We start from the raw sequence: 21,232 nt of genomic DNA on the forward strand, positions 1-21,232 counted from the left end.
CACAAGCCCTGAGCAACGGCACGTCCCGATTTTGGGACGTGCCGTTGCGCTTGTCCGAAACTGTCCCAGCCGCCGGATAGTTTGGAAATATGAGGTTATTGCACACGTCGGACTGGCACCTGGGCCGCTCCTTCCACGGCGTCGGGATGCTGCAGGCGCAGCACGCCTTCGTCGAGCAACTCCTGCAGACAGTCCGCGAGGAGAGCATCGAAGTGGTGCTCATTGCGGGCGACGTGTACGACCGCGCGCTGCCCGGAGTGGATGTCGTGAACCTCTTTTCCGATGCCTTGTCGCGCATCCGCGCTGCCGGGGCAACGGTGATCATGACCAGCGGCAACCACGATTCGGCCACCCGGTTGGGCTTCGGCTCCGGCATCCTGGCCCACGGCGGGGTCCATATCCGCGCCCGGCTCGACCAGCTTGCCGACCCGGTGGAACTGGACCTGGACGGTGCCTCGCTTGCCGTGTACGGCATTCCCTACCTCGAGCCGCGGATGTGCGCGGAGGAACTGGGCGCGGAGGCTCCCAGCCACACCGCCGTCACGCGGGCGGCGCTGGACCGCATCCGTGCCGACCTTGAGCGGCGGAGGGCCGGCGGCACCGTGCATTCCCTGATCATGGCGCACACCTTCGCCAGCGGCGGCATCACCTCGGACAGCGAACGGGACCTGAGCATCGGGGGAGTGGGAGCGGTGCCGCTGGATTTGTTCGACGGCCTTGACTATGTGGCGCTGGGACACCTGCACGGGCGCCAGAGGTTGAGCGAAACCGTGCGCTATTCCGGGTCGCCCCTGCCCTATTCGTTCTCCGAGGCCGGACATGAGAAGGGCGGCATCATCCTCGAATTCACCGCGGCCGGACTCACATCGGTGGAAAACATCAGTTGGCCCTCACCGCGCAAGCTCGCCGTGCTCAAGGGGACCATGCAGGACCTGCTGGAATCGGCCGACCACGCCTGGGCCCAGGAAGCCTACTGCCAGATCACGGTCACGGACGACGAGCGCCCGACGAAGGCGATGGAACGGCTGCGGGCACGCTTCCCCGACACCCTGGTGCTCAACTTCGAACCCGCCTCCGGACCGCGCCGGGACACCATGAGCTACAGCCAGCGCATCGCGAAGGCCCAGGACGACCTGGAGGTCTGCTGCGGATTCCTGGACCATGTCCGCTCCCGGCCGGCCGGCGAGGCCGAACGCGCACTGCTGGCGCGTGCGCTGGAGGCCGTGCAGGCAGCGGAGGCATCGGCATGAGGATCCACCGGCTTCAAATGCAGGCCTTCGGGCCTTTCGCTGCCCGGGAAACCATCGACTTCGACGAGCTGGGCGCGCAAGGGCTCTTCCTGCTCAACGGGCCGACCGGGGCCGGCAAGACCAGCATCCTGGACGCCATCTGTTTTGCGCTGTACGGGTCGGTTCCCGGCGCACGCCAACAGGGCAAACGGCTGCGCAGCGACCACGCCGAACCCGGGACCGAGCCGGAAGTCGTGTGCGAATTCTCCGCGCGCGGCAGGCGGTTCGAAGTGACCCGCAACCCGCAGTGGGAACGCCCCTCGTCCCGGGCCCGGTCCGGGTCGGTGACGGAGCAGGCACGCACGCTGTTGCGCGAAAAGATCAACGGCGCCTGGGTCCAGAAAAGCGGCCGCAACGACGAGGCCGCGGCTGAACTGCTGGCCGTCCTGGGCATGAGCCTGGAGCAGTTCACCAAGGTAGTCCTGCTGCCCCAAGGCGACTTTGCGGCGTTCCTGCGCGCCGATGCCAAGGACCGCCGGCCGTTGCTGCAACGCCTGTTCGCGACCGACCGCTACGAGGCAGTCGAGCAGGTCCTGGCCGACGAAGCGGCCAAGGCCCGCTCGGACTACCAGACCGCAGTGGCAGGATCCGAGCAACTCCTCGCGCGGGCAACAGAGGAAGCAGCCCGGCATCTGGCGGCCGAGGACATGCCGGACCAGTCAATGCCTGCCGCGGACCTGCTCGCAACGCTGGAGTCCTCGATGGCGTCCGCGGCCGCCTCCGTCCGGGACTTGGCCGAGCGCGGACAAGCTAAGCTGGGCCGGCTGCGGGACACCATCGCCAGTCGTGAGCGGGCGTTGGCCGACCACGCGGAATTGGCGGCGCTGGAAAAACTCGCCGCGGAGCACCGCAACGGCGCCGACGGCCACGCCGCCCTGACCGAAACACTGGCATCGCACCGATCCGCGGAACTGCTGGCGTCGCCCATCCGGCACCGGGATCAGGCTGCACTCGCTACGGAACGCGCCGGGAAAGAATTCCTGGACCGGATCGACGCGGCCGAAGCCCACCCGCTCTACCCATCGTTCGTTTCCCGCCGCCCCGACCCCGATGCCGCGGGACAGGCGTTGCTCGAGGAGGCGGTGGAACAGCTCTCCGCCGAGCTCGGACGAATCCGCGCCCTGCTGCCGGAGGAGCAGCGCCTGCAGGCGGCCGGTGCCGAGGCGCGGCGTTTGGAACAGCACGCGGGCCAGCTGGCGAGGGACATCGGTGCCGCGGAAAGCACCCGGGAACGGCTGGCCGGAATCGGCCGCGGGCTGCAGGAGGAACTGGCCGAGCTGGCGGCAGCCTCCGACGACGTCGGCCTGCTCACCGAGCGGTTGGAACAAGCCCGGCAGCTCCGCGACACCGTGGCCGAGTACGCCGCCTGCCTGGCCAAGACCGGCGAGGCCCGCCGGAACCGCGATGCGGCGCACGCCAGGCAGCTTCAGCTGAAGGAAGCCTGGTTGTCGCTGCTGGAACAGCGCCTCGATCAGGCCGCGGCGGAGCTCGCCGCCAACCTCGCTGAGGGAGACCCCTGTCCGGTGTGCGGCGGAACAGAACATCCGCAACCGGCCTCGGCCGGCGGCGGAGACCTGGTCACCCGCGAGCAGGAAACAGCAGCCCGGGAGGACCACGCGGCGGCGGAAGCCAAGTACTCCAAGGCCCGCGAGGCCTGCGCGGAACTGGAACAGCAACTTTCCGCCCTGGCCTCCCGCGGCGGGGCGACCGATGCCGCCGAAGCAGCCGACGCCGTCGCAACCGCACGTGCCCGCTTGGACGAGGCCGTCGCGGTGAGGGAGCGGCGGACGAGGCTGCAGGAACGGGCGGCCGCCACCACGCAGCAGCTCGACGAGAACGGCCGGCAGCTGTCGGCCCTGGCGGTAGCCAAGGCCTCTGCCGACTCCGAGCTCAAGGCCGGCGGGGAGCTCGTGCGTGAACTCGAGCAGAAGCTGCGCGAGGCACGGCCCGACGGAGGCAGCCTGCACGAACACGCGGCCTCACTGTCCCGCCTCGACCAGCTCCTGTCCGATGCCCTGGACGTCCTGGGACAGCACCGCCACTGCGGCAACGCGTTGGAGCAGTCGGAAGCCGATCTTGCCGCGGCGATCGGGCAATCCAGCTTCGGCTCGGAAGACGAGATCCGGGTGTCCCTGCTGGCGCCGGCACAACTGCAGGAACTCCAGCGGCGCCACACCGCCTACACCGAAGCAGGCCAGCGGCTGCAGGTGCTGGAGTCCTCCGAAGCCGTCGTCCGTGCCCGCACGGCGCTCGAAAAGGGCGAAACGCTGCCGGGGACCGCGGAACTGGACGCCGCACGCGAGGAAGCCGCGGTCTTGGACGGCGTGGTGCAGGAGCACCACGTGCGGCACGGAGTGCTGACAGCGTCGCTGCAACAACTCGCCAGCTACCGCCGGCGTTTCGACGAGGAACAAGTGCGCTTGGCACCGATCGCCGCACGGCACGAACTGTTGCAGTCTGTGGCGGACACGGTCAGGGGACTGGGCGAGAACGAACGCAAGATGACGCTCACCACCTACGTCTTGGCCGCGCGGTTGGAGCAGATTGCGGCGGCAGCTTCGGAGCGCCTGATTGCGATGACGGACGGGCGCTACACACTGGTCCACGACGACTCAAAGTCCGGCAACAAGAAGTCGGGCCTCGGATTGCACGTCAGCGACGAATGGACGGGGCAGCGGCGCGACACCTCCACCCTGTCCGGCGGCGAATCCTTCATGGCCTCGCTCGCGCTGGCGCTCGGTTTGGCCGACGTGGTCCAGGCAGAGGCAGGCGGCGTGGACATTGAGACGTTGTTCGTCGATGAGGGATTCGGCAGCCTGGATGAGCAGGCGTTGGAACAGGTCATGGATGCGTTGGAGGGACTCCGCGACGGGGGCCGGGTCATTGGCCTGGTCAGCCACGTGGCGGACATGAAGCAGCGCATCGGCGCCCAGCTCCAGGTCACGAAGGGGCGCCACGGCTCCTCCGTCCGGACCGTGCTCACCGGGGCCGCCTGACCGCCGGTATGATGGTTCTGTTATACGGGTTGTGCGCATCGGGAGGCGGGACGGTGCGCGGTTCGAACCAACGGAAAAACCGATGACTTCTTCTGATCCCGGCGCGCCCGCACAGCAACACATCCCCAGCGACGACACTCCCGGCCGGCGCAAGACCCGAAACCCCTTTGGCCGCTACGCGCGGCTGGCACGGATGGCCGGAATGTCCTTTCTGGCCATCGGATTCGTCGCCCGGCTGCCGCTGGCGATGCTGACGGTCGGAGCCCTGACCCTGGTCACCGTCAGCACCGGGTCCTACGCCTCGGGCGGTTTCGCCGCCGGCGCCGTCGGTATCGGCTCGGCCGCCGGTGCGCCGTTGTTCGGCTATCTTGCCGACCGGGTCGGTCAACGGCCCGTGCTGCTGGTTGCTGCTGCCGCACACACCTGTGCCATCGTCGTCCTGCTGACCTCCGTCTACATCGGAGGCAGTGGAGCCGGCCCCGTGGCCGTGCTTGCGGCCTCCTTCGCCGTGGGGGCCACCTGTCCGCAGGTCGGCCCGCTGGCGCGGGTGCGGTGGATGGCGATGACGCGCAACGACAAGCCGGTACTGGATACCGCGCTGTCCTATGAGAGCACCGCCGATGAACTGACGTTCGTGCTCGGACCGGCGCTGGTCGGGCTGCTCGCGGCGCTGATTGCACCGTGGCTGCCCTTCGTGTTGGCCGCTGCCCTGACCGTAACGATGGTTACTGCCTTCGCGGTCCACCCCACCTACCGCTCCGTCGTTCCGGTGACGCCGGGACTGGTCAAGGCGCATCCGGGAGCTGCTGCGGCGGCCTCGCCGGTGCGGATCAATTGGCCGCTGGTCGCCATCCCCGTGCTGGGCATGGTGGCCATGGGCGTGTTCTTTGGCGCAACCCAGAACGCCCTGAGTGCTTTCGGCGGCAGCTTTGGTGCGGCCGACACCGCCGGGCTGCTGTATGCACTGCTGGGCCTGACATCGGCCTTCGGTGCCCTGTCCGTCGCCTACTGGCCCGCTCGGTGGAAACATTCGAGCCGCTGGGTCGTGTGCGCGGCGGCGATGACGGCGTTCTCCTTCCTGCTGGTGCTGCCCGCCGAAGTGCTGCCGATGATTCTCGTGCTGCTGTTGGTCGGCGTGCCCGTTGGGCCCACGATGGTCACTATTTACGGCATCGGAAGCCTGGTCGCTCCGGACGAGCGGCTCGGTACGGTGATGACGCTGCTCGCCAGCGGGGTCGTCCTCGGCTCTGCCATCGGTTCGGCCGTAGCCGGTGCGCTGGCCGAGAACCTGGGCCACTCCGGTGCGTTCCTGGTTTCGATTGCCGCCTCAGCCATGCTGCTGGTGCTCGGCCTGATCGCTGCCGCCGTCGTCCGGCGTCGACAGGGCGCCTGACTGCCGCCGTCGTCCGGCGCCGGCAGAGCTAGGCCCGGTTCAGTGCAGCTCCGCCTCGATGACGGCGGCGGAACGCTTTAATGCCTCCGCAATTTCCTCATCGGGCGTATCGGTCCGGATGTAGACCACGGCGACGGCCGCCGGGAGCTGGCCCGGGACGGTGACCGGCACAGCGACCGACGAGACGCCGGGGATCACCTCGTCATGGCTGATGGCATAACCGGCGTCCTTGGCGAGCCGGGCTTCCGGACGGATCGGCTGCCCCGGAGCATGCTGCTCCCACTGGTCCCGGGTCAGGGCCGATTGGATGGCGATGCCCGGGGCTCCTGCGGCGAAGGAATGCCGGGTGCCCGGACGCTGCACCAGCGCCGTCGTATGCCGCGGCTCCACGGTCAGCAGCGTGACGCAGTCGTGCTGGTCCCAGACCGCGATGAAGGCGGTCATCATCAGGTCGTTGGCCAGGGCTGTCAGCTCCGGCAGCGCCGCCGACTGCAGGTCCCGCGAGACACCCCGGGCCAGCGCGGCCAGGCCGGGCCCCGCCTGCACCCGGCCCGCCGAATCGCGCATCAGCAGCGAATGGTCCTCGAGCGTGCGCAGGATCCGGTAGGCGACCGAACGGTGCACCCCCAATGCCTCGGACAACTCGGCGATCGTCATCGGCGACTGCGCTTCCGCCAGGATTTCCAATGCCTTGATGCCGCGCGAAAGGGTCTGCGAGTGCGCCGGGGCGGGTTTGGTGGGGGTCTGGCTCATCGGTACATCCTCTGAAAAATTCCTGGCAAGGGGAGCTGCTGCGGGAACCGGACACGGCCTCCTGTGTCGGTCCTCACAGGTCCTATTGTTCTATATCGGGACAACCCGTCCAACTATAGAACGCAGCACGCCGCTTCCGGGGTTGCCTGCTCTGAAGTGGGGCGTCGCTCGGGCGCGGGCGCAGCCTCCCCGTGGCGGGGTGGCGGGGTGGAGGGTAGCGGCAAGGCCAGGCCGGCCCCCCATCCTGCCTGCTGTCCGCGAAACCAGCCGGCGACGTTCCCGCGTGAGGGGAGCGTTGTCGGCCCGCGACCCCGCAGCTCGGGGGCGTTATGGAAATGATATGGCGGCACTATGTGTGGCCTGTCACTGTCCGGTAGTATGGCTCCAGTCACATTACCGACCGTTCGGTAACCCGTTCTGTGAATACACGGAGAAAATATGTCAACGTCAGAAGAGCTGGCAGGCAATCTTAGCCCAGCAGCCCGCCGTGAAGAGCGCAAGGTGCTCGCCGGCACCTTGGTCGGGACCACCATCGAGTGGTACGACTTCTTCATCTACGCGCAAGCCGCCGGCCTGGTGCTGGCTACGTTGTACTTTGCCCCGCTGTCCCAGGAGAGCGCCGGCCTGGCGCAGATCGTCGCCTGGGCGTCGCTGGGTATTAGTTTCCTCTTCCGCCCGCTCGGCGCCATCGTCGCCGGACACCTCGGGGACCGGCTGGGGCGGAAGCTGATGCTGGTCTTTACGCTGATGCTGATGGGCGTGGCGACTGCGCTGATCGGTATGCTGCCGACCTACGACCAGATCGGCATCGCGGCTCCGATCCTGCTCGTGGTGCTCCGCATCCTGCAGGGCTTCTCGGCCGGCGGTGAATGGGGCGGCGCTGCCCTGATGTCCGTCGAGCACGCCCCGATCAACAAGCGCGGCTTCTTCGGCGCGTACCCGCAGATCGGTGTTCCCTGCGGCATGATCCTGGCCACCGGCGTGATGTGGTTGCTCACGACCGTGATGAGCGAGGACCAGTTCCTGGCCTGGGGCTGGCGTATTCCCTTCCTGTTCTCGATCGTGCTGATCGTGGTCGGCTACATCATCCGGCGCGCCGTGGACGAGTCCCCGGTGTTCAAGGAGATGCAGGAACGCAAGAAGGAATCCGCCGCTCCGCTGCGCCTGCTGTTCCGGCACAACTGGAAGCAGGTCATCCTCACCGCGCTGATCTTCATTGCCAATAACGCCGCCGGCTATCTGCTGATCGCCTTCTTCGCCTCGTATGCCACCAAGGGTGTCGAGGCCGGCGGCCTGGGCATGCACCGCCCGTCCGTGCTCCTGGCGACGACGCTGGCGGCCTTCGGCTGGCTGGCCTTCACCATGTACGGCGGCATCCTTTCGGACAAGATCGGGCGGATCCGCACGTTCCAGATCGGCTACGTCTGGGTACTGCTCTGGCAGATTCCGATGTTCATGCTGATCGACACGGCGAGCATCGTGCTGATGGGCATCGCCATGTTTGTCCTGACCATCGGCCTGGGCCTGTCATACGGTCCCCAGTCAGCCCTGTACGCGGAGATGTTCCCAGCGAACGTGCGGTACTCCGGCGTCTCGATCGGCTACGCCATCGGCGCCATCCTCGGCGGCGCGTTCGCCCCGATGATCGCAGAGCTGCTGCTGGGCCAGACCGGAAGCACGATTCCGATCGGCATCTACATCATGGTGTTGTGCGTGATCTCGCTGGTCGCCGTTTCCATGGTCAAGGAAACCAAGGGCGCGAACCTTCGGGCGATCGACCCCGAGATCGAGCACCTTAAGCGGCACCCCGAGGCGCACTAGGTTCTGAACACACAGCAGAACCAGCTCAGGGCAGCGGACCACCGCCGGGTAATTGCACCCGGCTGCGGTCCGCTGTTTTAAGGCTGCAGATGCAGCCGCTACCGGGGAAGCGCTGCCAGTACCTCGTCGTCGCTGACCTGGCCAAAGTACTGGTAGGCCTCGCCGACGGCCCTGAAGTTGCGCGGCCTGCGCAGGCAGAACACTGCGTCGGCCAGTTTCTCGAGCTCGGCGCAGGCCTGCGGCGGGCCCACCGGCACCGCGACGACGATCTCGCGGGGATCGCCTTGCCTGACGGCGATGATCGCGGCCTTCATGGTGGCACCGGTCGCCAATCCGTCATCGCAGAGAATGGTGGTTCGGCCGCGTACCTCTGCCGTCCTGCCATGGAGATACGCCTCCTGCCGGCGCTTCAATTCGGCACGTTCCCTGTCTTGGACCTCCTGCAGACGCTCGTCGCTGTAATTGCGGCGGCGCAGTTCCGCCAGTATCGGTTCCACCATGACGACGGCGGTGTGCCCGCCGTGGGCGGCCAAGGCGCCGAAGGCAACCTCCGGCTGGCCCGGAATGCCTAACTTGCGAACGATGAGGGCATCAAAGTCGGCGGCCAGTTCTTTCGCCAGCACCGCGGCCACCGGCACACCCCCGCGCGCCAGCCCCAGCACGGTGACGTCGTTGCGGCCGCGATATGCTCCCAGTTCGGCCGCCAGCTGTCGTGCCGCATCGGGCCGATCGGCGAAAGGGGCAGGTGCCCCGCTCAACAGTCCCACGGCTTTAGTATCCTCTTGCGTTCCCGAGGTCGCGAGGGGGAGCGAACGTCCCTGCGGTGGTGGCTGCACGCCAGGTGACGGAGAGCGTCCGCTACGGGGGCAGAACGTCAGGCGACGGAGAGCGCCAGCTACCTTGGAAGCCCGGCTGAACCGCTTAACCCGCATGGGTAGTTCTCCCCATCGCGGGTTGACGGCACGCCGGATATGCTCGAAACAACGGTGGGGCTCGGAACGGGGGCCCGCATCGCGTCGGCCGGACTTGGGTCCGGGCGTGGAAGAGCCGGACCCGCAGGTTTCCCCCAACGCCTGCCGCTCCGGCTCTTTCGTTTAACCCACGTGTCGGCGGACAGGCACTCACGGTTTGGCAGCAGACCCGTCCCGGCGTATGAATGGTAGGTGACTCAAGCCTCCGATTCCGTTCCAGAGAACCGCCCCGCGCCAGCACCGGCCGGCCCCGACGGCGTCGAGGCTGGCTTCGTCCCGGATCCGGGCCGCTGGCGGATCCTGGCCGTGCTGCTGGTGGCCATCTTCATGTCGCTGGTGAGCGTCAGCATCGTCAATGTGGTGCTGCCGTCCATCCAAATCGGGCTTGGCGCGACGGACTCGGACCTGCAGTGGGTGCTTTCCGGCTACGCGCTCACTTTTGGTGTGGTGCTGGTGGCCGCCGGCCGGGCGGGGGATATTCTGGGCCGCGGCCCGCTGTTCATTGCCGGCGTCGCGATTTTCACGCTCTCCTCGGTGGCCGCCGGACTCGCTCCCGACCCGCTCAGCCTGAACATCACGCGCTTTGTGCAGGGGCTGGGCTCGGGCCTGCTGAATCCGCAGGCCGTGGGCATGATCCAGCAGTATTTCCGCGGCGCGGAACGCGGCCGTGCCTACGGGGCGCTCGGCAGCGTGATCGGCGTTTCGGTGGCCATCGGACCCTTGCTGGGCGGGATGATCATTGAGTTCGCCGGGGTCCAGGACGGGTGGCGCTGGACCTTCCTAGTGAACGTACCGGTCGGGATCCTGGCCATCGTGCTGGCGCTGATGTGGTTCAAGCCCCGGCGCAGTGCTGACCGCCCCGGGGTTGAAGACCGCGAAGGCGCCGCCGGCGATCGTCGCACCGCCGCGCCCGAAAGCGCTGCAGCCAAAACCCCCGCGGCCGCAACCGCCGGGACCCGGGCAGCCAAAGCCGAGCGTGACCTCGATCCCGTCGGGGCTGTGCTGCTGGGCCTGGCCGTGCTGGCGCTGCTGCTGCCGTTCGTCGAACGCGGGACCGGTGCATGGATCTGGCTGCTGCTTCCCGGCGGCGCGGGACTGCTGGCGCTGTGGGCGTGGTGGGAACATTCCTACCGCCACCGCGGACGCAGCCCGATGGTCGACCTGCGGATCTTCCGCACCCGCAGCTTCTCCGCCGGCTCGCTGATCGCCGGGCTGTACTTCATGGGCGTGACGAGCGTCTGGGTGCTGGTGGCGCTCTATATCCAGCAGGGGCTGGGCGGCACCGCACTCGAGGCAGGGTTGATCGGGCTGCCTGCTGCGCTGTTCGGGGCCTATTCGTCACACTGGTCCGGCAAGCGGGTGCTGGAGCGGGGACGGCAGATGATCGTCGTCGGAATCCTCTGTGCGTTGCTGGGGCTGGCGCTGACCATCGCCGTCATCCAATTGGAGGCAGCAGGCGTGCTCAGCATCTGGTGGATGCTGCTGACGTTGTCGTTCATCGGCATGGCGCAGGGCCTGATTATCACCCCCAACCAGACGCTGACCTTGGCCGACGTGTCGTTGGAGTACGCGGGCAGCGCCGGTGGAGTGCTGCAGACGTCCCAGCGCATCGGCACCGCCGTGGGCATCGCGGTGATCACCGCCGTCGCCTTTTCCGTCGAGGCCCGGTCGGGCTGGACGGAGGCGATCACCGCCGGCCTGGCTGTCACCGCCGCGTCGGTCGTTGCCACGCTCGTCATTGCCGGCTCCGACGCCCGCCGGGCCTCCCGTGGGCCCAGGGCGCGGTCTCCGCGGGGCTGATCCGGTCAGCTCAGCCGGACCTCGACCTGCCCTTCGCGGACGCGTGTTTCGTAGGCCGGCTGCTCGGAGCTGGCGGGGCCCCTGAGGATGCTGCCGTCCGCCAGGCGGAACTGGCTGCCGTGCCAGGGGCAGGTGATGCACCCGTCGTCGACCTGTCCTTCTGCCAGCGGCCCGCCCATGTGGCTGCAGACGCTGTCCAGCGCGCGGACGGTGCCGTCGCTGCGATACAGGACCAGCGACACGTCTCCCGCGTGCGCCAGCTGCGGCCGGCCCTCGGCCAGCTCGTTCTCCGCCAGGACAGGGGTCCACTCGACGGGACCTTTTCGCCACGCGGTGTGATTGACATTGACGCCGCGCGCGTAGCTCAGGTGACCGCCCAGGTAGCCGCCGGACATGACCAGCCCGAAGCCGCCCAGGGCGAGCACTTTGGCGAACCCCCGGCTGCCGCTGCGGCGGGCCAGGAAGGAAGCGGCGAAGCAAGCCAGCGCCGCCGAGTTGGAAGCGGCGTGCGCGATGCCGAGCCGGCGGTCCTCCCCCTGGGTATACGACCAGTCATTGAGCCCCGCCCATGCCGTGGGTGCGGCCGTGAGGATTCCGGCAGCGACCAGGAGGTCGGCCGCGGGCTCGGCACGGCGGCCGCCGACCGTGTCGAGCAGCGTGGACATGGTCCAGGCGCCGATGGGAAAGTCGGTCATGAGCGGATGCAGCGGATGGCCCACGAAGCTGCCGCTGAGAATGTTCCTGATCGGCCGGGGGCTGACCATTTTGCCCACCAGTCCGGCCACCGGCTCGGCAACCTTGTCCAGAGCCTCGGTTCGTTCAATCCGTGCAACGACGGTGCGCAGGATATTCACGCCGTTCCCCCCATCCCCTAGAACGGTCGGCAACCGGGGCGCGCCCGTCGGCCGAGCACCGGCACCGCATCTAGCTGCCAGTGTGGCATCCCGCGGCGGGGCGGGCAAGGCTACAGACGCCGCTGGGCGGCTTCCCTGCGGAAGCCGCCCAGCGGCGTCGTCATGTGGTCGAAGACCGGGACTAGACCTGGTTGCCGATCTTAAAGCCCTTCGACGCCTGGCCACGGAAGGTGCCGTCCTCGTCGTCTTCCCGGGTGAAGGAGAACCCGTCGGCGCCGATGGTCACCTCCATCTCGGAGTTGTCGGTGCGCTCGATGACTTCCTGCGGGTTGCCGTCGAGGTCCAGCACCAGGGACGCCTCGGTGTACCAGGACGGGACCACGGGGTTGCCCCACCAGTCGCGGCGCTGGTTGTCGTGGACGTCCCAGGTGATAACCGGGTTGTCCGGGTCGCCGGTGTAGTAGTCCTGGGTGTAGATCTCCACGCGGTGTCCGTCCGGATCCAGGATGTACAGGTAGAACGCGTTGGACACGCCGTGGCGGCCGGGGCCGCGTTCGATCCGGTCGGACATGCGCAGGGCGCCCATCTTGTCGCAGATCTGGATGATGTTGTGCTTCTCGTGAGTGGAGAAGGCCACGTGGTGCATGCGCGGGCCGTTGCCGCCGGTCAGGGCGGTGTCGTGCACGGTGCCCTTGCGGTGCATCCAGGCCGCGTAGGTCACGCCGTCGGAGTCCTTGATGTCCTCGGTGACGCGGAAGCCCAGGTCTTCCAGGTACTTGCGGCCGCGCGGCACGTCCGGGGTGACCTGGTTGAAGTGGTCCAGGCGCACCAGCTCGCCGGCCGAGTAGAGGTCGTAGCGCATGTGCAGGCGCTCCACGTGGTCCACCTCGTGGAAGAACTCGTACGGGAAGCCCAGCGGGTCCTCCACGCGGACCGAGTCGCCGATGCCCTTGACGAAGCCTTCCTTGCGGCGCTCGGTACGGCAGCCCAGCTCCTGGTAGTAGGCCTCGGCACGGTCCACGTCCTCCGGGGACCGCACGCGGTAGGCGAAAGCCGCCACCGCGGCGATCGGGCCCTTGCGCAGTACCAGGTTGTGGTGGATGAACTCTTCGAACGACCGCAGGTAGATCGCCTCGTCGTCTTCGTAGCTCACGTGCAGGCCCAGCAGGTCGACGTAGAAGGCGCGCGACTTGGCCAGGTCGGTGACTACGATCTCCATGTAGGCGCAGCGGAGGATGTCCGGGGCCGGAACCGAGGGCTTGGGGATTTCGTTGCTCATAATTCTCTCCTTCGAGCGGTAGGGGTAAGTGTCAGGCGTCCGGGATGGCGGCGGCGTCCTCGGCCTTGCCGAAGACCGGGTTGTGCACCTCGCCGAGGTTGATGTGCACGGCCTGCTGGTCGGTGTAGAAGTCGATGGAGCGGTAGCCGCCCTCGTGGCCCAGGCCGGACGCCTTCACGCCGCCGAACGGGGTGCGCAGGTCGCGGACATTGTTGGAGTTCAGCCACACCATCCCGGCCTCGACGTTCTGGGCGAAGTTGTGGGACCGCTTCAGGTCGTTCGTCCAGATGTAGGCGGCCAGTCCGTACTTGGTGTTGTTGGCCAGTTCAAGGGCCTCCTCGTCCGTGTCGAACGGGGTGATGGCCACCACCGGCCCGAAGATCTCCTCCTGGAAAATCCGGGCGTCCGGGGCCACATCGGCGAAGACGGTCGGCTGGATGAAGTTGCCCTCCGGGAACTCCTCCGGGCGGCCGCCGCCTGCCGTCAGGCGGGCCTCCTGCTTGCCGATCTCCACATAGGACATGACCTTGTCGAAGTGCTCCGGGTGGACCAGGGCACCGACCTCTGTTGTTTCCTCGTGGGGGAGGCCGACCTTGACCCGCTTTGCCTGGGCGGAGTAGCGCTCGACGAATTCGTCGTAGATGCTCCGCTGGACCAAAATGCGTGAGCCCGCGGTGCAGCGTTCGCCGTTGAGGGAGAAGACGCCGAAGATCGTCGCGTCGATGGCTGCCTCCAGATCGGCATCCTCGAAGACGACGGCGGGGGACTTGCCGCCCAGCTCCATGGACAGGCCCTTCAGGTAAGGAGCCGCGTTCGCGAAGATGATCTGGCCCGTGCGGGACTCGCCCGTGAAGGAGATCAGCGGGACGTCCGGGTGCTTGACCAGGGAGTCCCCGGCGAAGCCTTCCTCGCCGTAGCCGTGGACGATGTTGAAGACGCCCTCGGGCAGGCCGGCTTCTTCGAAGATTCCCGGCCACAGGGAGGCGGAGAGCGGGGTGAACTCGGCCGGCTTCAGGACCACGGTGTTGCCGGTCGCCAGCGCCGGACCCAGCTTCCAGGACTCCAGCATGAACGGGGTGTTCCACGGCGTGATCAGGCCGGCAACGCCGATCGGCTTGCGGTTGACGTAGTTGGCCTGGCGGCCGGGAACCTTGAAGGCGTCGTCGTGCTGGGCGACGATGAGGTCGGCGAAGAAGCGGAAGTTCTCCGCCGCGCGCTGGGCCTGCCCCAGGGCCTGCTTGATGGGCAGCCCGGTGTCGAAGCACTCCATCTCGGCCAGTTCCTGGCCGCGGGACTCGACGATGTCCGCGACCTTGTGCAGCACGCGGGAGCGCTGGCGCGGAAGCATCGTGGGCCAGGGACCGTTCTGGAAGGCGTCCTTGGCGGCGGCAACGGCCGCGGCGACGTCGGCGACCTTGCCGGAGGCAGCCTTGAGGTACGGCTTGTTGGTGACCGGGTCCAGCACGTCGAAGGTGTCGCCGTCGATGGAGTCGACAAGCTTGCCGCCGATGTAGTGCTGCAGGTGGGTGGGCAGGTTGTCCGGGACAAAGTGCTCGGCCATGATGGTCCTTTCCATTGGGGTTGAATGGTCGGTAGTCGGTGAGGTCTGGGCTGTATAGGGTGCTTGACCGCTGACGACGGCGGGATGCCGCTTCCGCAGCGGGCGCGGCCTACAGGGGCGAGGGCGGCAAGCCGTCCGCGGCCAGGTAGGCGTTGAGCGTGTTGGTCCGGTGTGCCCGGGCCGCCTTCTCCACCTCGCCGGTGCTGGCACCGGCGTCGATCAAATCCAGCAGTTGCTCGTGTTCCTCGACCGAGGAGCGGGCACGGCCGGGGATGTGGCTGAAGCTGGAGGCCCGCATCGCGTTGAGCCGGTTCCAGCCCCGGTGTACCAGGTCCAGGATGTGCGGGTTCGGGCAGCGTTCGTACAACCCGGCGTGGAACCGGTCGTTGAGCTGGGTGAAGCGGCGCGGATCGAAGTCCTCCAGGCACCGGCGCAGCTCGGCGTTGACCGCGCGCGCCTCGGCCAGGTCCACGGCGGAGAGCAGCGGCGCGGCCAAGGCCGTTGCCGCGCCCTCGATCACGGCCAGCGTCTGCATGGTGTGCAGGTACAACTCGGCGTCGACGGCTGCCACCGTCGCGCCGATATTGCGCTCGAACGTCACCAGGCCCTCGGCCTCCAGCCGGCGGATCGCCTCGCGCACCGGGACGGTACTGCAGCCAAGCTCCGCGGCGATGGTCCCGAGGACCAGCCGGTAGCCGGGCACCAGCTCGCCCTTGGCGATCCGCTCGTGCAGCAGCTCGTAGGCCTGTTCCGACTTGCTGGGGGCCAGGGTGGTCACTTCGGTTGCTCCGCGACCCAAGCCTCGTAGCGTGCGCGCCATTCGGCGTTCATCGGGAACAGGCCCTCGATCTTGTGGCCTTCCTTGACCATCTCGAAGACGAAGCTGTCCTGGCGTTCCTGTTCGACGACCTCGTCCGCGATCTCGGCGGCCAGGGCCGGCGGTATCACCAGGATGCCGTTGTCGTCGGCGACGATGATGTCCCCGGGCTGGATGGTGGTGCCGCCGCAGGCTACCGTCACGTCGGTGTCCCAGGGCACGTGCTTGCGTCCCAGCACCGCCGGGTGGGCGCCGTTGTAGAACGTCGGGATGTCCAGCGCCGCCACCTCGGAAAGGTCGCGGACACCGCCGTCGGTAATGATGGCTTCCGCACCGCGCACCTGGGAGCGCAGGGCGAGGATGTCCCCGAGGGTGCCGGAGCCCTTCTCGCCGCGGGCCTCCATGACCAGGATCTCGCCGGGGCCGAGCGCGTCGATGATGCGCTTCTGCGCGTTGTAGCCGCCGCCGTGGGACTTGAACAGGTCCTCGCGGTTGGGCACATACCGCAGCGTGCGGGCGGTGCCGATGACCTTCTGGCCGGGCTTGGTGGCCAGCAGGCCGTCAACGCTGACGTTGTTCAGCCCCCGCTTCCGCAACGCGCCGGAGATGGTGGCCGTTGCGACCGACAGCAGCTTGGCCTTGACGTCCTCGGTCAGCGCGGACTTGCCGGTAATTGCCGGGGCCAGGCCAGCCGCTTCCTCGCTGCCGAAGGCATCGATCCGGTCGGCGTCGGTGATCTTGGGAGTGTTGCCGAAGGACGCGAATTCCGCCTCGCCCTGGGTGACCGTGGTCGACAGGCGGCCGGTGCTCAGCCCGGCGGCTTCGTCGGAAACCTCGACCTCGACGACGTCGCCCGGCACGATCACGGAGGAGCCGGCCGGGGTTCCGGTGAGGATAATGTCTCCCGGGTGCAGTGTCATCAGCTGCGACAGGTCGGCGACAATGCGGGCGAAGGAGAAGATCAGGCCGGCGGTCGTGTCGTCCTGGACGACCTCGCCGTTGACCCAGGTGCGGATCCGGAGGGCGTCCGGGTTGACCGACGCGGCGGGCAGCAGGGCCGGGCCGATCGGCGTAAAGCCGTCGCCGGACTTGGAGCGGACGTTGGAGCCCTTGTCCGCGTACTTGATGTCGTAGACGCCCAGGTCGTTGCTGGCGGTCACATGGCCAACATGGTCCCAGGCCTCCTCTACGGTGACGCGGCGGGCAGGCTTGCCGATGATGAGGGCGATTTCGCCCTCGAAGGCCAGCAGCTCGGTGCCCGCGGGGCGCTCCACGGTGCCGCCCGAGAGGGCCAGCGAGGAGGAAGCCTTCATGAAGTAGGAGGGGTTCGCAGGAACGCGTCCACGCTGTGCCGCCCGGGAGTTGTAGGACAGATGTACGGCCAGCACCTTGCCGGCGTCCTCCAGGATCTGGGAATCAACCGCCTGCAGCGTGCCCGCGGACTGGGTGACGTTGGCTTCGGACAAAGCATCCTCCTGTGAAGTACGAAATCGTATATGATCCATCATGGCCTGTGGCGGGGGCCACGTCAAGGCGGCTGAGAGGTTTTTCGACCGACTGGTGGGATGGTGGGGGCTACGGTCGGCCCGATTGGTCGGCTACCGCGGGCCTTGGGACCCGCCGAAAGTGGCTATTGCGCAGGAAAGCGGCCGGACCCTTGGGCGATACAGCGTCGAAACCAGTCACCAGAACCGGCCGACCGGACAAGCGGAATCCGCATGGCAAGGTACGCCGATTACGCGACGGCCGCTCGAGCGTATTTCAAGGGGTCATCCACTACTCCTACACAATTACCCGTTCCGATGGCTATCGAATGTGTGTACGAATAAAATTGTGGTATGGCTCTTGCACCGTTGGACCGCACCGGGGAGATGGGAACATCCCTGGCCCAGGCGTGTGTCCTGCTGCAGGATGTCGCTGACCGCTTTCCCGCCGACTCGGCGTCCCTGTCCATCCGGGATCTGGTTAGTACCGTAGCGGCGGTCGAGGACGTTTCGAAGCTCGTGGAGTTCCTGCAGGCCGTCGGCGCCCAGGCCGTGGAACGGGCGGACATCGCCGCCAACGGGGAACACCCGGCGGCGCCCGGACCCGGACCCGGAGCCGAGGCCGGAGCCTGTGCCGGTGCGGGGGAGTCTGTTCCCGCCGGAGCTGCGGGGGCAGGGGCTGGGGCCGGTGCCGTCGCGTCCAGCCCGGCGGGTGCGGGGGAGTGGGCGGATCCGGCGGCGGCGATCAGCACAGGCGGCGTGGAGGCCGCGGACCCGGACCTGTCCGGGTCCAAGCAGGCGCAGCGCCGCCGCAAGACAGAGTTTGCCAACAACGCCGAGTATCTGCGCTCAAGGCTGGGGATCGGTATTGTCGAGGCGCGGCGCAGGCTGCGGGTCGGCAAGGCGATCACCGCGCCGGTGCGGTTTGACGGGGAACCCGGTGTCCCGGCGCTGCCGGTGTTGGCGGAGGCCATGGCCGGCGGTGAGGTCAGCGGCCAGGCCGCGGCCCTGGTCGTGGATTCCCTGGACCGGGCCCGGCACGCCGGCACGCCGGAGGCGTTGCAGGCGATGGAAGCGTCGCTGGTCCGGCAGGCCGTAGAGGCCGATGCCGACACCCTGGTGATGGTCGCCAGGACGTGGGAAACCGCGGTCGACCAAGACGGTGCCGAGCCGACCGAGGAGGAACTGCGGGCCCGGCAGGGCATGTTCTACCGGGGCCGGCGGCGGGGGCTGCACCAGTTCGTCATGAACACCACCGACGCCCAGTACGAAGCCCTCGCCACCGTGATGAACAGCGCCGCGAACCCGCGGATCCGCCCCGACGCCATCGAAACCGCCGCCAACAACCGAAGTGAAGGTGACACGGCAGGACCCGCCGGCCCCGACACTGGCAGCGCGGGAAACACCGACGCAGGCACTGACGCTGCCGGCCCGGAAATGGCCGCGGCTGAAGATGCTGGGTCTGCAGGCGCTGATGGCCGCGGGGCGGTGGATCCGGCCGTGGTGGAGGCGATGGACGATGCCACCCGGGCGCAGAAGCTGCTGGCCGGGCTGGTCGGGGCCTGCCGGATCGCGTTGAATACCGGCAGGCTTCCGGACTCGGGCGGGCACCGGACACAGGTGATCGTTACCACCGGGTATGACCAGCTGGCCGGGCTGCTCTCCGGCGGCGGCAGCGCGGTCTTCAACGGACCTGTCTCGGCCACCACGGTCCGCCGGATGGCGTGCGACGCCGAGATCATCCCGGCGGTCCTCGGCTCCGAGGGCGAAATCCTGGACCTGGGCAGGTCGCAACGGTTCTTCAACCGCGCCATCCGCCGGGCACTGGTCGCCCGGGACAAGGGCTGTGCCTTCCCGGGGTGCAGCATGCCCGCGTTCTGGACCGAAGCACACCACATCATCCCGTGGTGGGCCGGCGGCCGCACCACCGTCGACAACGGGGTCTGCCTCTGCCTGCTCCACCACGACCTGATCGAGCAAGGCAACTGGAAGATCAACGTCCTCGACGGCATCCCCTGGTTCACCCCGCCGGACTACATCGACCCCCGCCGCAAACCGCTGCGCAACTCCTACTGGCAAACCCACGTCCCACCCAAACCACTCCACGCCTCACCATCACTGGCTTGGCCCTTTTGAGGGCACCAACCATCAACCGGCGCAGATCAGGCGCCACCAGGGGCTGCTGGCTCGGCGAATTTCGCCGCGAAAATCGCCGGAGCAATCGCCAGGCGTGCGAGCAGCCGCACTCCTAGGCGTGCGAGCGGTCCCCGCACCCAGGCGGGGATGAAACAAGCGCGTGGCGGGCAGAGTTTGCAGAACGTCGGTTCAGCCCACGCTGGGAGCGCGGTTTGGCGGCGCGGGAATGGCCACGTTTCCGGTGATGTGCCCGCCGGTACGCTCTTCGATCGCCCCGGCCGTGTCCGATCCGGTCGTACCGTTCAACAGCGCAGGGGATGACAGCACGGGGGCCGTCGCTACGATCTGCTCGGGGAGCGGCGCTTCTGCCAGGTTCCGCAAACTCAAGGCGACTTCGTGGGCGGTCGGACGAGTCTGCGGGTCGCGGCGGGTCATCCGGGTCAGCAGGTCTGCCCATTCGGGATCCAGCGAATCGGGAAACTCCGGGTCCCGCAGCAGGCGTGCGACCGCTGCCTCCATAGGCGTACCCGGGAAGGCCTTGCGCTGGGTGAGGCACTCGAAGAGTACCAGGGCCAAGGAGTAAACATCGCTGGCACCGGTAACTTTCTCGCCGACGGCCTGTTCCGGGCTGAGGTAGTTCGCCGTTCCGATGGTCGCGCCCTGGGCCGTGGCCATGCTGGATTCGACCATCCGGGCGATGCCGAAGTCGGACAATTTGGGGTGGTGCCGGGTGTCGTTCGGGCTGCCGTTGGCCAGCAGGATGTTGGCCGGCTTAACGTCGCGGTGAATCACACCCTGATCGTGGATGTAGTTGAGCGCATCGGCGAGGTCGGCCCCGATTTGGGCTGTGTCCACGGACGTGAGCGGGCCGCTCCGCAATCTGCGCCGGAGGTCGGCTCCTTCGATCAGTTCCATCACCAGGTAACTGGTGGTGGCGCCGTCGGCCGCCGTGTGCAGGCCGGCATCCAGTAAGGTCACCAAACCGGGGTGGTTCAGCGTGGCCAGCAGCAGGGTTTCGGTGTGTTGCCGCCGGTACTCGTCATCGTCCGGCGTCGTCGGTGCGAACATCTTGACCGCCACCTCGCGGCCCAAAGATTCGTCCACGGCCCGGTACACGGACGCTGCCCCGCCGGTGCCTATGAGCTCCCGTGTCCTGTAGCGCCCGCCCAGGAATACCTCCATCAAGCCTCCACGCCCCAGGATTTTAGTCTCATCGGTAATTGTACCGACCAAAAGCGCCCTACACGGCACCGAAAAAATGCGCGAACGGTCAATCAGCGAGGAATTCGATGGCCGCGGTCTTGAACGCCCGGGAGGTCACCGCATTGGCGTGCGTGCGCGCGGGCAGCCACATCAGCTCCGCCGAGTCGGAGAGCGCAGCCAGCTCCGGTGCGGTGACAGCCAGGTCGTCCTTGTCGCCGGCCACCAGGAGTACCGGCATCCTCGGCACGGCCTCGGTCGGGACGAACGGTTCGGTTTTGATCGCCTCGATCATGGTCATCAGCGCGAAGATGTCGTTCGACGGCACCAGCTTGGCCATCCGCAGGAGCTCGGCGGTGTTGACGTCCTCGATGGGCGTCCCGTCCGCCAGGAAGCGCTGGGCAGCGCGCAGGTCGAAGTCCGCCAAGGGGTCACTGCTGCCGGGCCCGCCGAGCACCATCCGCCGGACCAGTTCGGGCTGGGTGGCCCCGAACTCCCACGCCAGCCTCGCTCCCAGGGAGTAGCCGATCAGGTCAACCCCGGTGTCGGGGTCGTTCTCTTTCAGCGGACGGACCTTCGCGTCCTGAACCAGCTGCAGCAGGTCGGCGCGGATCCGGCTGGGCGCATAGGCATCCATCTCTTCCGGAGCGGCGCTTTCGCCGTGGCCGGGAAGGTCCACCGTGACCACGCGCCGGCCGGCCTGGGTCAGCGCGGTGATCCAACCGGCGTCCTCCCAGTTGAGCTTGCTGGAGGAGGCGAAACCGTGCAGCAGGATCACCGGACGGCGGGGGCCTTCGGTCCCTTCAGCGGCCTCGTGCACCTGAACGTGAAGGCGCGGGTCCAGGCCTTCAACGGTGTGCTGCGGGTTGTTTCCCATG

15 protein-coding genes are annotated in these 21,232 nt (G+C 67.8%); 6 read left to right on the top strand and 9 right to left on the bottom strand.

The window, feature by feature from the left end; all coding sequences use genetic code 11:
* Window positions 1-89: 89 nt before the first annotated feature.
* The 3 genes from AC5RUK_RS00765 (at window position 90) to AC5RUK_RS00775 (ending at window position 5,678) form a co-directional block, all read left to right on the top strand.
* On the top strand, window positions 90-1,250 hold the full coding sequence (locus tag AC5RUK_RS00765; RefSeq protein WP_494151109.1) for an exonuclease SbcCD subunit D: 1,161 nt from the start codon (window positions 90-92) through the stop codon (window positions 1,248-1,250).
* Window positions 1,247-4,285 (top strand): AAA family ATPase, encoded by a 3,039-nt coding sequence (locus AC5RUK_RS00770; protein ID WP_494151110.1) that lies wholly within the window; start codon window positions 1,247-1,249, stop codon window positions 4,283-4,285. Before AC5RUK_RS00765 ends, AC5RUK_RS00770 begins: the two co-directional genes overlap by 4 nt.
* 82 nt (window positions 4,286-4,367) lie before the next feature.
* The gene (locus AC5RUK_RS00775) at window positions 4,368-5,678 is read left to right on the top strand and encodes an MFS transporter (protein ID WP_494108599.1); all 1,311 of its coding nucleotides are present in this window, start codon (window positions 4,368-4,370) and stop codon (window positions 5,676-5,678) included.
* Window positions 5,679-5,717: 39 nt separating this feature from the next.
* Here the strand turns inward: AC5RUK_RS00775 and AC5RUK_RS00780 are convergent, their stop codons facing one another.
* Complete coding sequence (locus AC5RUK_RS00780) at window positions 5,718-6,431, bottom strand: IclR family transcriptional regulator (RefSeq protein ID WP_493989282.1); 714 nt, start codon at window positions 6,429-6,431, stop codon at window positions 5,718-5,720.
* 438 nt (window positions 6,432-6,869) lie between these two features.
* Between AC5RUK_RS00780 and AC5RUK_RS00785 the strand changes: the two genes are divergently transcribed.
* The gene (locus AC5RUK_RS00785; protein ID WP_493989283.1) at window positions 6,870-8,252 is read left to right on the top strand and encodes an MFS transporter; all 1,383 of its coding nucleotides are present in this window, start codon (window positions 6,870-6,872) and stop codon (window positions 8,250-8,252) included.
* Window positions 8,253-8,350: 98 nt separating this feature from the next.
* On the opposite strand, the gene AC5RUK_RS00790 is transcribed toward AC5RUK_RS00785, so the two are convergent.
* Window positions 8,351-9,019, bottom strand: coding sequence for a phosphoribosyltransferase (locus AC5RUK_RS00790; RefSeq protein ID WP_493989284.1), 669 nt, complete (start codon window positions 9,017-9,019; stop codon window positions 8,351-8,353).
* Window positions 9,020-9,415: 396 nt separating this feature from the next.
* Between AC5RUK_RS00790 and AC5RUK_RS00795 the strand changes: the two genes are divergently transcribed.
* The gene (locus tag AC5RUK_RS00795; protein WP_494108598.1) at window positions 9,416-11,023 is read left to right on the top strand and encodes an MFS transporter; all 1,608 of its coding nucleotides are present in this window, start codon (window positions 9,416-9,418) and stop codon (window positions 11,021-11,023) included.
* Window positions 11,024-11,028: 5 nt separating this feature from the next.
* On the opposite strand, the gene AC5RUK_RS00800 is transcribed toward AC5RUK_RS00795, so the two are convergent.
* The 5 genes from AC5RUK_RS00800 to AC5RUK_RS00820 form a co-directional block, all read right to left on the bottom strand.
* The gene (locus AC5RUK_RS00800; protein ID WP_494151111.1) at window positions 11,029-11,877 is read right to left on the bottom strand and encodes a Rieske (2Fe-2S) protein; all 849 of its coding nucleotides are present in this window, start codon (window positions 11,875-11,877) and stop codon (window positions 11,029-11,031) included.
* Between the two features lie 181 nt (window positions 11,878-12,058).
* Window positions 12,059-13,156 carry a 3,4-dihydroxyphenylacetate 2,3-dioxygenase gene (gene hpaD / locus AC5RUK_RS00805; protein WP_493989287.1) on the bottom strand — a complete coding sequence of 366 codons (1,098 nt, stop codon included), beginning with the start codon at window positions 13,154-13,156 and terminating at the stop codon, window positions 12,059-12,061.
* A gap of 31 nt (window positions 13,157-13,187) precedes the next feature.
* Window positions 13,188-14,717, bottom strand: a complete 1,530-nt coding sequence (gene hpaE / locus AC5RUK_RS00810) for a 5-carboxymethyl-2-hydroxymuconate semialdehyde dehydrogenase (protein WP_494151112.1) — start codon at window positions 14,715-14,717, stop codon at window positions 13,188-13,190.
* A 109-nt stretch (window positions 14,718-14,826) separates the two neighbouring features.
* On the bottom strand, window positions 14,827-15,537 hold the full coding sequence (locus AC5RUK_RS00815) for a GntR family transcriptional regulator (RefSeq protein ID WP_494108596.1): 711 nt from the start codon (window positions 15,535-15,537) through the stop codon (window positions 14,827-14,829).
* Complete coding sequence (locus AC5RUK_RS00820) at window positions 15,492-16,964, bottom strand: fumarylacetoacetate hydrolase family protein (protein WP_494151521.1); 1,473 nt, start codon at window positions 16,962-16,964, stop codon at window positions 15,492-15,494. Before AC5RUK_RS00820 ends, AC5RUK_RS00815 begins: the two co-directional genes overlap by 46 nt.
* Before the next feature lie 408 nt (window positions 16,965-17,372).
* Here AC5RUK_RS00820 and AC5RUK_RS00825 point away from each other — a divergent pair, with 408 nt between their 5' ends.
* Window positions 17,373-19,154 (top strand): HNH endonuclease signature motif containing protein, encoded by a 1,782-nt coding sequence (locus AC5RUK_RS00825; protein ID WP_494151113.1) that lies wholly within the window; start codon window positions 17,373-17,375, stop codon window positions 19,152-19,154.
* 189 nt (window positions 19,155-19,343) lie between these two features.
* On the opposite strand, the gene AC5RUK_RS00830 is transcribed toward AC5RUK_RS00825, so the two are convergent.
* Together AC5RUK_RS00830 and AC5RUK_RS00835 are read right to left on the bottom strand one after the other, a co-directional pair.
* Window positions 19,344-20,336, bottom strand: coding sequence for a serine/threonine-protein kinase (locus tag AC5RUK_RS00830; protein WP_493986826.1), 993 nt, complete (start codon window positions 20,334-20,336; stop codon window positions 19,344-19,346).
* Between the two features lie 88 nt (window positions 20,337-20,424).
* Entirely contained in the window at window positions 20,425-21,231 is an 807-nt protein-coding gene (locus tag AC5RUK_RS00835) for an alpha/beta fold hydrolase (protein ID WP_493986827.1), read from the bottom strand.
* Window position 21,232: the final 1 nt, after the last annotated feature.

The sequence above is a fragment of the Arthrobacter sp. Y3223065 genome (assembly GCF_059090885.1).